Raw genomic sequence first — 11,639 nt, 5'->3', positions numbered from 1 at the left:
TGCATCCCTACTTTCGTTGACGTGGGTCTAGTGCATCACGCAATCCGTCACCCAAGACGTTAAAGGCAAACATTGTCAAGGAGATCAAAAATGCAGGAAAGAAAATACGCCACGGCTGACCCGTCAAAATTCCAACCAATCCATCCGAAGTCATCGTCCCCCAGCTCGCTAAAGGCACGGGAACCCCCAGTCCCAAAAAGCTTAATGTTGCCTCAGAAAAAATGGCTCCGGGAATGGTAAGCGTCATGGCCACAATGATCGGCCCTACCGTATTGGGGATCAAATGCTTGAACAAGATTCGCGGAAAGCCAGAACCGAGAGCTTTTGCAGCCACAACGTATTCCATCTCTTTTAGTTGCAGGACTTGCCCTCTCACAAGCCGAGCCATCCCAATCCAGCCTGTAGCCGTCATGGCAATAATGATCGTCAATAATCCCGGTTTTAAGATCACCATCAGTAAGATCGTGACAAGCAAATGCGGAAGACTGTACAGCAAGTCGGCAATGCGCATCATGACTTCCTCTGTTTTTCCTCCGACATACCCCGCTACGGCTCCATAAATAACCCCAATCACTAAATCGATGAGGGCTGCTGTAATGCCAATAAACAGCGATATGCGTGCACCTACCCAAACACGGGCAAAAATGTCACGCCCTAAATCATCCGTACCAAACCAATGCTGAAGATTCGGTGCCACGTCCGCATCCAGTAGATTTTGCTCGGAATAAGTATACGGCGTCAGGAAGGGTCCGATAATCGCCATCACTATGACAACCCCTATGATGATGAGGCCAACCTTTGCCAACGTATTTTGGAATAGCCTCTCTTTCGCTTCCTGAAAAGCAGAGCGATTCGCACCGAGTAGCGGCTCCTGGGGAATGTCTTGTTCCATTCGATCGACAAATCGAAACTGTTTGTCTGATACAGTCGGCTCCATTACGATTTCCTCCCAGTCACACGTATTCGAGGATCGATGAACCCATAGGCAATGTCCACGAGGAACACAAGGATGACGAGGATGGAACTGAAAAATACAGCTGTCCCCATGATGACGGGATAATCTCGGTCCACAATACTGGATACAAAATATTTCCCCAGACCAGGTATCCCAAATATTTGTTCAATCACAAAGCTTCCTGTCAAAATGCCCGCTGTAATCGGACCTAATACCGTAATGACTGGGAGAATGGCATTTCGGAGCACATGCTTCATAATGAGGCGTCTGCCAAAAACACCTTTGGCAATCGCTGTTTTTAAATAGTCCTGTCCCAGCACCTCTAATACACTCGACCGCATAAGACGAGCGATGTACGCTAACGGAGCCATTGCCAATGCGATAGACGGTAAAATCGTATGCTCCCAGTCTCCCCAGCTCGCTACAGGGAAGATGCGCCAATTCACCGCAAAATAATGAATGAGCAGGGTAGCAAAAATAAAGCTAGGAACCGAAATACCAATCACCGCCAAAACCATGGAAAGATAATCGATCAAGCCATTTTGTTTCAGAGCTGCTACAATTCCTAACGTAATCCCGAAAACGACTGCGATTAAAATCGCTTGGAGTCCGAGCCTGGCCGACACCGGAAACCCATCCGCAATGATGTCCATGACTTGACGTGTCTCGGATTTTATGGAAGGTCCAAAATCAAGCGTCACGATGCCTTTCATGTACTGCAAATACTGAACATAAAGTGGTTTGTCCAGCCCGTAATACTCGTACAAGTTCTTTAAGACGGCTTCTGGAATCCGCTGTTCACTCGTAAAAGGATCGCCTGGAATCGCATGCATAAGTAAAAAAGTAAAGGTAGTAATGGTTAGCAACGTCAAGATAATTCCCACTACACGTCGTACGATAAACGCAGCCATCGATATCCCGCCTCTGCACCAATCAAGTTAGAAGGGGCTTTTCACTCGCCCCCTTCCGCATGTCATTTCGTACTGCTTATTCCACGAATGCTTCTCGTAAATCAATGGCAGAAACGGCAAATCGGAACACGTCTTTTACCCGTTCATTTTCTAAAACCACCAGCTTATCGTAGTAAAGCGGATTTATTGCCATATCCTCCATGAGAACCTTCTCCGCTTCAATCATCGCTTGCGCCCGCTTCGCGGGATCGGTCTCCATAAAAGCCGTTTTTACATTCTGATCATAGGCTGGATTGCTATACTTGCTGTAGTTGTAACCATCCCCGGTCGTAAATTGTCCAAAAAGGTTGTAGGAATCATCATAGTCAGCCCCGGTGCTGTATAAGGCAAACTGGTATTCTCCCGCCTTAACGCTTTGCACAAATACTTTTCTTTCCATGCTTTTGATTTCTACGTCGACACCGAGATTACGCTTCCACATCTCCTGAAGAGCCTGTGATATTTTACTTCGCAGGTCGTTATTATCCGTGAGAAACGTCACTTTCGGAAAAGCAGTCAGGTTTAACTCCTGTAATCCTTCCGCTAATAGCTTTTGTGCTTCTTCCACGGAGTACGTCACAAATTGGTCGTTGCCAGCCAGCGTTCGGAAGTCTCCATTGCCACTGGATAACCCCTCTGGAATCAATGCCGTTGCAGGTGTCTGACCTCCCTGCACCACTTTATCGACGAGCATCTTGCGGTCGATGGAGTAGGCAAATGCTTTTCGTATCTTCTGATTGGCAAAGAGACTGTCTTGATGGTTATAGCGAACGTAAGCCGTTCTTGCCACAGGAACCGCTTTTGCACTCCCCTCACCCAACAGTTTTGCCGTAGTGCTCGTCGGAGGAAAGGCGATATCGAGTTCACCTGTTTGGTACATCTGGTACTCCGTATTTTGATCGTTAACCATTTTCCATACCATGCGTTGTAGTTTCACCGTGTTTTTGGCCCAATAATTCGGATTCGGTTCCATGATGATTTCTTGATCATGCTTCCATTCTTTCATCAGGAACGGTCCGTTTGAGACAAAGCTGGCAGCTTCTCCAGACCATTTTGGGTTGCTCTCATCCAGCTTTTTGTTGATAGGAAGTACGGAGAAGAAGGAGGTAAGTCGGAGGAAAAAGGGCGTTGGTCTCTCCAATGTGACTTGGAGTGTCTGTGGGTTGATCGCCTTGATACCCAGCTCTTTCGGATCGGTGATTTCGCCAGCTAAATACTTGCTTCCATTTTTAATAAAGCTCAAATTATCTGCAAGCGGTGCACCTGTGTCTGGACGCAAAGCTTTTTCCCAAGAGTAAACGAAATCGTCAGCGGTGACCGGTTCACCGTTTGACCACTTCGCATCTGATCGGATATGAAATGTGTACACGGTATTATCATCAGAAATATCCCATTTTTCTGCGACACCGGGTACCACTTCATTGTTTTTGTTGACTCTGACCAAGCCTTCGAATAGCTGATTGGCAATATCACCGGCGGACTGATTGTCAATCAAAGCAGGATTCAGACTGGTCGGTTCTGTTCTTGCATTCACCTTGATGACTTGCTCCACTTCCTTGTTGCTTGAGGGATTGCTCTTCTGCTCTTGAACGGCTCCGGGCTGACTACAGGCAGACAAAATCAATGAAAATGAAAAAAGACAATACATGATGACCTTCTTAACCATTTATATGCCCCCTTTCAAAACATACCTTGCATGGGTATAGTATAATACAAGAAGATCGCTGTTTGTCAATTATTAAACCGAATTTTTATAATATTCATTCTATTATTCAAAATAAAAAAGGAAAGGTCATTTGAACCTCTCCTTTGCTCCCCCTTCAGGAAGTCAGCCCTAATTGTTTTCGGATATTTTCCAATCCGTATCGTTCGACAAACTTGAAAAACTTCTCTCTCTTTTTCCCTTGCTCCTGATACAACGTAATGACGCTTTGAACGATGGAGGATAATTGCTCTTCCTTCACTTGCTCGACCAACAGCTCTGCTGTCTTGGCCTCCATCGTTTTCGACTGTCCACCGACGTATATTTCAAACGTTTCCTTTCGTTTTACGATTCCAATATCTTTGACCAAAGGCTCTCCACAGGCATTCGGGCATCCAGTATAGCCTACTCTCATCGTAAATGGGACCGTCATCCCTGCAATCGTATCATTCAAATTTCTCGCTGCCTGCAGTCCCTCGACTTCCGCTCCTTTACAGAAAGAACAAACAGACAAATTCTTTACCACAGAGCCGGTCTCGTAGACACATAAGCCTTTTTCACGCAGCGCTTTTTTGGCATCCTCCGCTTTGTCTTCGTCCATATCGATAATGAGCTGCTGAAAGGTCGATAGCTCAATTTGTGCATCATCTCCGACAATTTGAGCGATCACCACCATATCCTTTGGCGAAAAAATGGAGCCTCCGACGCGAATTTCTGGACTTACGGCAAACTGTACACGATTCAAAAAGCATTCCTCCTACAACACTTTGATTTATAATATTCAGTCAACTGAATCCACTAAGAAAGGCTGCAATCGTACAATCACAGCCTTTCCGAAAAATACTTGCTTAGACGACATCGTATCCTTGATCTTCGATGGTCTCTTTCACATTTGCAAGAGATACAACCGCTTCATCAAAAGTAACGCTTACCTGATTGTCAGCAAGACTTACCGTGGCTTTGCTTACTCCGTCCAATTTTTGAAGAGCACCTTCTATGGAGATTACGCAGTGATTGCAGGACATTCCTTGTACATGTAACGTAACATTCATTTTACATCCTCCTTTGGTTTTGGGAGCTTTCTTTGATTTTATTTTACGATACCCCTGTAGGGTATGCAATACCCAATTTACATTTCCTCAGCCATGTACATGGACAAGAAAAACTCCCAGCCTATACGACTGGGAGTTCTCCATTATGAATCTTGACTGGCAACCTTCCTCGACGGAACAAAAAACACTTGCTCCACCTCATCAGCAGATAATGGGCGGCTATAATAGTACCCTTGAATTTCATGGCAATGATTTTCTGTTAAAATGTCTAGCTGATCCTTCGTTTCTATGCCTTCTGCAATTACATCTAATTTAAGATGCTGAGCCATCGAAATAATGGTGGCCACAATGGCTTTATCGTTATCGTTGCGAGATAAATCCGTAATGAAGGAGCGGTCAATTTTTAATTTGTGAATCGGGAACTTTTTCAAATAGCTCAATGAGCTGTAACCTGTTCCGAAGTCATCCAGACTGATTCTCGTCCCAATTTTGTTTAACTCATGCAGGATACTGATCGAAACTGCCGGGTCCATCATCATGCTCTCCGTTATTTCCAGCTCCAAATAATGCGGTGCAAGCTCGGTTTCCTTCAGGATATTCTTGATGTAGTCGACCAGGTTTCTCTGGTGAAATTGATGGGAAGACAAGTTCACGGATACAGGTATCAACGGTCCCCCTGCTTCATGCCATTGCTTCATTTGCCTGCACGCTTCGCGAAGCACCCATGTACCTATCTCATAAATCATCCCTGTCTCTTCTGCAATGGGGATAAATACACCCGGAGAGAGCATCCCTTTGGTCGGATGGTTCCACCGCACGAGCGCTTCCACTCCAATCATACGATTGCTTTGTGCATGAAATTGCGGTTGGTAGTAGACCACCAGCTCATTTCGTTCAATGGCTTTTCTGAGATCACTTTCTAATTCGATATTCTCCAGCAATTGGACGTCAAAATCAGGCGTATAGAACAGGTGGCCATTTTTCCCCTGCTTTTTCACCTCGTACATAGCCGTATCTGCTTTTTTTAGCAGCTCCACCGCATCGGTTCCGTGGTCTGGGTATAATGCCGTACCAATACTCGCTGATATGTAGAATTCACTGTCCTTTAGCGAAAATGGCTGTTTCAATGCTTCAATAATTTTATCGGCTAAGCTCGCCGCTTCCCTGCCATCCGTTCCGGTTTCACAGAGGATCGTAAATTCATCCCCACCCATCCGAGCAATCGTCGCGTTGTACCCTGTGGCGCTCTTTACGATTCGATTGCCGACACCTTGTAAAAATAAGTCTCCATAGGTGTGACCCAACGAATCGTTAATCATCTTGAAGCGATCGATGTCGATGACCATCACAGCAAAGCTCGAAGAATCTTGTGCACTCTTCTCGATCGATTCATTTAGAACTTGATTAAACCTTCTTCGGTTCGGCAAGTCTGTGAGCTCATCGTGATAAGCCAGATATTTGATTCGCTCCTTCACGAGATTCTCTTCGGTAATATCCTTCACAATGATGTGATTCCCTACCACTTCGCCTTCAATCTCGACAGGGACATTGAGAACGCTCAGCTCAACACGGTTGCCGTTCGGATGAAGGATGGTCGTCTCAAAATTACTACGAACCGGCTCAAATGACTGGGTAAAGGAATCCTTAGTGATTTCTCTTTTTTCCTCAACAATGTGCAAACCTATTTTGGATACGTGTTGATTGATGAATTCCTCTTCACGTAATCCGCCAATCTTCGTGACAGCCGGGTTCATTTTGATGATGCAGCCACCTGTATTTAAGGAAATAATGCCGTATTCATTATTTTTATAAAGGGAACGATACCAGCTTTCATTTTCCTGAATGACTGAGTCTTTTTGGACGAGTCGTTTATTAATGAACAAACCAAACAATGTAATTCCAATCAGTAAAAAGGTGGCCAAGACAATGATATAAGCAAGGGTGTCTGGCTCAATCTGCGTTTCGACATCATTAGTCGGTATCTCGCTTACATAGAAATGAGCTGCGACCATCCCTGTATAATGCATCCCCGCGATTGCCGCTCCCATAATGACTGAGCTCCCCAATTTGTAAAGGTACGCGTATTTGGACTGATCACGGCGAAAGTAAAACAAAAGCCATAGTGCGGCAGCAGAAGCAGTCGCTGCGATGATAACGGATAAAACAACGAGCCACGTATCGTATGTTATTTCGATGATCATCGCGGCCATCCCGATGTAGTGCATCCCAGATATTCCGCCTGCCATAAGAATACCCGCGATACCTAGCTGTCGTGCATGTAGATTGCTTTTCGTTACCGTATACAAGGCGATACTTGAGACGAAAATAGCAAGGATGACCGATAGAATGACATAATCCATGTGATACAAAACCTTGATTGGGAGCGTGAGTGCCAGCATTCCGACAAAATGCATGGACCATATCCCGAGCCCCATCGTCGTCGCACCAAATATCAACCAGAGTAGCTGATGCATTCCCTTGCTTGTACTCACTCTGGATGCCAGGTTAAGAGCAGAAAAAGAAGCTGCAACAGCGATTAAATAAGATAGTATCACGAGGAAACTGTCGTACGTCCCATGTAACTGATGATCCAAGCTTCTTCACCGCTTTCTTTCTTATCGTTTATCTGGATGTTCTCGCATGAACCAGACTGCCTGCTTCTCCATATCGATTTTCCTTTAAAAAAGAACCGATATCGTTAGCCGGCAGCGGCTTGCTGTAGAAGTACCCTTGGACTTCATTACACATTTGTTCCTTTAGAAAATCAACATGTTCTTGTGTTTCGACTCCCTCTGCGATAACAGCAATTTTCATGTTGTGTGCCATATCGATGATCGTCTTTACAATCGCTTGATTTTGTTGATTCAAGTTACGGACAAACGATTGGTCAATTTTTAGACGGTCGATCGGAAATTGGCTTAAATAGCTCAAGGAACTGTAGCCAGTCCCAAAATCATCAATACTGATACTAATCCCGAGACTTTTCAAGCGATTCAAAATCCGTATCGTATAGTCGACGTCTAGCGCCATGCTTTCCGTGATTTCCAGCTCTAAATATTGGGGAGACAACCCGGTCTCATCAAGGATGGAGGTAATCATCTCGATCAGGTTGTTTTGCATAAATTGACGTAACGATATATTCACAGCAACCGCCAGCTGTGTATTTCCGGCTTCCTGCCACAATTTTGTCTGCTGACATGCCGTTCGCATCACCCATTCCCCTAGCGGCACGATTAAGCCTGTTTCTTCGGCAATCGGAATAAACTGAATGGGTGGAATGAGGCCAAGCTCTGGATGCTCCCAACGAATTAACGCCTCCATCCCGATGATCTGCCCCGACTGCAATTGGATCTTCGGTTGGTAGTATAGCGTAAATTGTTTCTCTTCCAAAGCCTTGCGCAGCTCGCTTTCCAGCTGTAGCTTTTTGGCGAGAACCTGATGTAAATCCTCCGAGAAAAATTGATAGTTATTTTTTCCTTGCTCTTTTGCGAGATACATAGCAGCGTCTGCGTTTTTCAGCAGGGCTTCAATATCCTCGCCATCATCTGGAAAAATGCTAATCCCGATACTTGGCGTAATGAAAATTTCGATATGCTCTAACGTTATCGATTCTGACATGTTCGAGATGATTCTCTGGGCAATTTCACCAACCTCCTTACGTGTGATACCCGTGAGAAAGATGGCAAATTCATCTCCACCCAGTCGAGAAACAGAGTCTCCTTTACGTAAACTACCGATAAGACGGTTTGCTACCGCTTTTAGCAGTACATCCCCTATCGAATGTCCGAGCGTATCATTTATATTTTTGAATCGATCCAAATCGATGAACATCACGCCGATTTTCTCATCTTTTTGTTTTGCCTTTAGCATGGCACCTGCCAATGTTTGGTGAAATAGCGTTCGATTAGGCAGATTGGTCAAGGAGTCGTAATGAGCCATGTAGCGAATCGTTTCTTCCGCTTTTTTTCTCTCGGTAATGTCAATCATGGAGCCTACCATCTCCACGATCTCTCCGTTTTCCTCAATCGGTGACAACGTAATATAATAATCATTTCCGGATAATTTCAGCTCGAAAGTTACGGGCTCCCCAGCAAATGCTCGGCGAAAATTGCTTTCCAATTGCTCGGCTACCTCAGGAGGGAAAATTTCATACGACGTTTTTCTCTGCATTCGCTCTGACGTTAAGCCCAGCTCTTCCGCTATTTTCCCCTCACATAGCGTATAGGTGATGTTCCCCTTCGGATCTGTCACGATCTTGAACACACAGTTTTGCAAATTCTGGACTGTCCTGCGAAAATCATTTTGCAATGCCTCTGCCAGAGCTGCTTCCGCTTCAATTCGGTCGGTAATGTCTGTTCGAATCGAAACATACTGATAAGGAATTCCTCGATCGTCCAAAAACGGCACGATCGTCGTATTCATCCAGTACTCATTACCGTTTTTGGCGCGATTCTTTACTTCGCCCTTCCAGACGCGCCCTTGCTTGATCGTCTCCCACATCAGCTTAAAAAACGATTTGGAATGATAGCTAGAGTTGATGACCCGATGTGTACTCCCGACTAATTCATCCATGTCGTATCTGGAGATTTCACAGAACTTGTCATTGACATACGTAATGACACCTTTGTCGTCCGTAATCGCTACAATCGAGGATTCATCGAGGGCATTCTTGATATCGTGCAAGTCCTTCATCGTCTTTGCAAGAGACTCTTCCATCTGCTTTCGTTTCGTGATCTCTGTGCCAATAGCCACGTACTGATACAGGAAGCCACTGTCGTTCATGAATGGTACAAGCGTCATGCTTAACCAATATTCTGTGCCATCCTTCGCCCGGTTTTTCATTTCCCCTTTCCACACTTTTCCTTGGCCGATTGTTTCCCATAGCTCTTTAAAGTAGCTTTGGGGATGGTAACCGGAATCGACTATGTTGTGGTTATGTCCAATCAGTTCTTCTCTATGAAACTTGGATATTTGACAAAAGTTGTGATTGACGTAGGTGATGATTCCTTTTTCATCTGTGATAGAAATGACAGATGATTCTTCCAACGCAGATAATGCATATTTTACATCTCTGATTTGATTAAACACATGACACCCCCGCCTGTTTTCGCTACTACAATTGAAACTTGCGAATGGATTGCTGCAGCTCTTCTGCCATTTCGGAGAGTGTACCAGAAGCAGTTGTTATCTGTTCCATAGAAGCCGTTTGTTCTTGTACAGAAGCAACTACGCTTTGCGTATTTTCAGCTGCCATTCTTGAAACCTGCGCAATTCCCTCTATAAATTCCACTACGGAAACCGTTCCGTTATTGGCTTCATTCATTTGTTCAGACATTTGTTGTGTTCGATTCGCGACTTCGTCTACGACTCCCATTATTTTCTGGAAGGCGATCCCTGCTTGCTGGATCATGATGACTCCTTCTTTTACTGCTACGTCACCTTGGCTCATGACCTGAGTCGCCTTTTCTGTGTCCCTCTGAATATCCCCGATGATAGCTGCGATCTGAGAAGCTGCCTGCCCGGATTGCTCTGCCAATTTGCGCACTTCATCCGCTACGACTGCGAATCCTCTTCCCTGATCTCCTGCTCTCGCCGCTTCTATCGCTGCGTTTAAGGCAAGCAAATTCGTTTGACTGGCAATTTCCGTAATAATCGATACGATTGATCCGACTTCCTTCGATTTTTCGCCGAGCAGGTTCACCACTTCGGTAGAAGAGCTCACTCTGAGATTAATCTCATTCATCTGTTCAATCGATTTGGCTATCACTTCATTGCCTTCTGTCGCTGTTTTGTTTGCTTCAACCGATGACCCGATCGCATGCTCCATACTCACCGAGACTTGCTGCATGACATGGGAAATGGTCACTGCGATCTTTGTGGCATTCTCCGCATCATTTACTTGTTGCTCTGCACCAGCTGCAATAGCTTGAATCGATTGCGATACTTGCCCTGCAGTCTGACGTGTTTGTTCAGAGCTTGCTGTCAGTTGTTCGGAGGAGGCAGCTACTTGCTCTGAATGGAAGGAGACTCTTTCCAGCAAATCTTGCAGATTGCGCTTCATCTGGGAAAAATGTCGTGCCAACTCACCAATTTCGTCGCGACTCTTGATTTGAATATCTGCTGTGGCCAAGTTCCCCGCAGCAATTTGCTCTGCTGCATTCGTGATCAAGATGACGGGACGAGAAATGGCACGTCCAATCAAAATCGCGATACCGCCTCCAATAAGCAGCGCCAGTAAGCTAAGCACGACAACGAGGAGCTTCGTTGATTGAATACTGCTATCCAGTTCGGCGATTTCTTGTTCCAGCAGTGTCTGTTCGAGCGCAACGAATTCTTTGGCTTTCTGAATAAACAATTCGCCCACTGGTGTACACTCATCTCTGACTAAGCTCGTGTACTCATCTACTTTGTTTTGTTGTTTTAAGGCGACGACTCTATCGATAATTTTCTCGTGTTGGGCATGCAGTTCGTTCATCTCTGCTACGAGCTTTTGTCCTTCAGCTATCATGCCCATTTTGGATAGTTCAGAAGTAAGCTCTTTATAGCTGTCATTTGCTTTTGTATACCCGGCCAGGTAGCTATCATCGCCTACAATTACGTATCCTCGTGCATACTTTTGGCGCTCACTCACACTTGCGATAATGTCCTTGGACAACATCTCCTTGTTGACACGATCTTGAATCATCGTACGATACCTGGAATCGATGGAAGAAATTTGATCATAACCAATACCCGCGACAGTTACCAAAAGTAATAACACTGCCAAAAAACCCAAAAAAAGCTTTTTTCTTACTGTCATCTTCATAATAGTTGTTTCCTCCATCGTAATTCTACGAATTATTACTTCTTTCTGTGAAATATGTAAGTTATTTAAGAGAAACGCTTGGTTAGCCAAGCTCTGGACATGCTCCAATATAAGGGGGTATACGAATCAGTTCCGAATGCTAGCTGGGGAAGGAACAAATAGCCGTAATATGTTG

The 11,639-nt window shown here is 45.0% G+C and carries 8 protein-coding genes; all 8 read right to left on the bottom strand.

Annotation, left to right across the window (positions count from 1 at the left end; translation table 11 throughout):
• Positions 1–7: 7 nt before the first annotated feature.
• Positions 8–937: an ABC transporter permease gene (locus tag AB1L17_RS04715; protein WP_412843477.1), complete on the bottom strand. Its 930-nt coding sequence runs from the start codon at positions 935–937 to the stop codon at positions 8–10.
• A complete protein-coding gene (locus AB1L17_RS04710; RefSeq protein WP_412843476.1) occupies positions 937–1,866 on the bottom strand; it encodes an ABC transporter permease in 930 nt (309 codons plus the stop codon). The genes AB1L17_RS04715 and AB1L17_RS04710 overlap by 1 nt, the downstream gene beginning before the upstream one ends.
• A gap of 76 nt (positions 1,867–1,942) precedes the next feature.
• Entirely contained in the window at positions 1,943–3,571 is a 1,629-nt protein-coding gene (locus AB1L17_RS04705; RefSeq protein WP_412843475.1) for a peptide ABC transporter substrate-binding protein, read from the bottom strand.
• A gap of 154 nt (positions 3,572–3,725) precedes the next feature.
• Entirely contained in the window at positions 3,726–4,352 is a 627-nt protein-coding gene (locus AB1L17_RS04700; protein WP_412843474.1) for a nitrite reductase, read from the bottom strand.
• Between the two features lie 103 nt (positions 4,353–4,455).
• Positions 4,456–4,659, bottom strand: a complete 204-nt coding sequence (gene copZ / locus AB1L17_RS04695; protein WP_412843473.1) for a copper chaperone CopZ — start codon at positions 4,657–4,659, stop codon at positions 4,456–4,458.
• A 143-nt stretch (positions 4,660–4,802) separates the two neighbouring features.
• Positions 4,803–7,253, bottom strand: a complete 2,451-nt coding sequence (locus AB1L17_RS04690; protein WP_412843472.1) for a bifunctional diguanylate cyclase/phosphodiesterase — start codon at positions 7,251–7,253, stop codon at positions 4,803–4,805.
• Between the two features lie 28 nt (positions 7,254–7,281).
• On the bottom strand, positions 7,282–9,747 hold the full coding sequence (locus AB1L17_RS04685) for an EAL domain-containing protein (protein ID WP_412843471.1): 2,466 nt from the start codon (positions 9,745–9,747) through the stop codon (positions 7,282–7,284).
• A gap of 25 nt (positions 9,748–9,772) precedes the next feature.
• Positions 9,773–11,464: a methyl-accepting chemotaxis protein gene (locus tag AB1L17_RS04680; RefSeq protein ID WP_412843470.1), complete on the bottom strand. Its 1,692-nt coding sequence runs from the start codon at positions 11,462–11,464 to the stop codon at positions 9,773–9,775.
• Positions 11,465–11,639: the final 175 nt, after the last annotated feature.

The organism is Brevibacillus jepli, assembly GCF_047229145.1.
GTDB lineage: Bacteria > Bacillota > Bacilli > Brevibacillales > Brevibacillaceae > Brevibacillus.
This window is presented reverse-complemented; position numbering and strand designations above follow the sequence as displayed.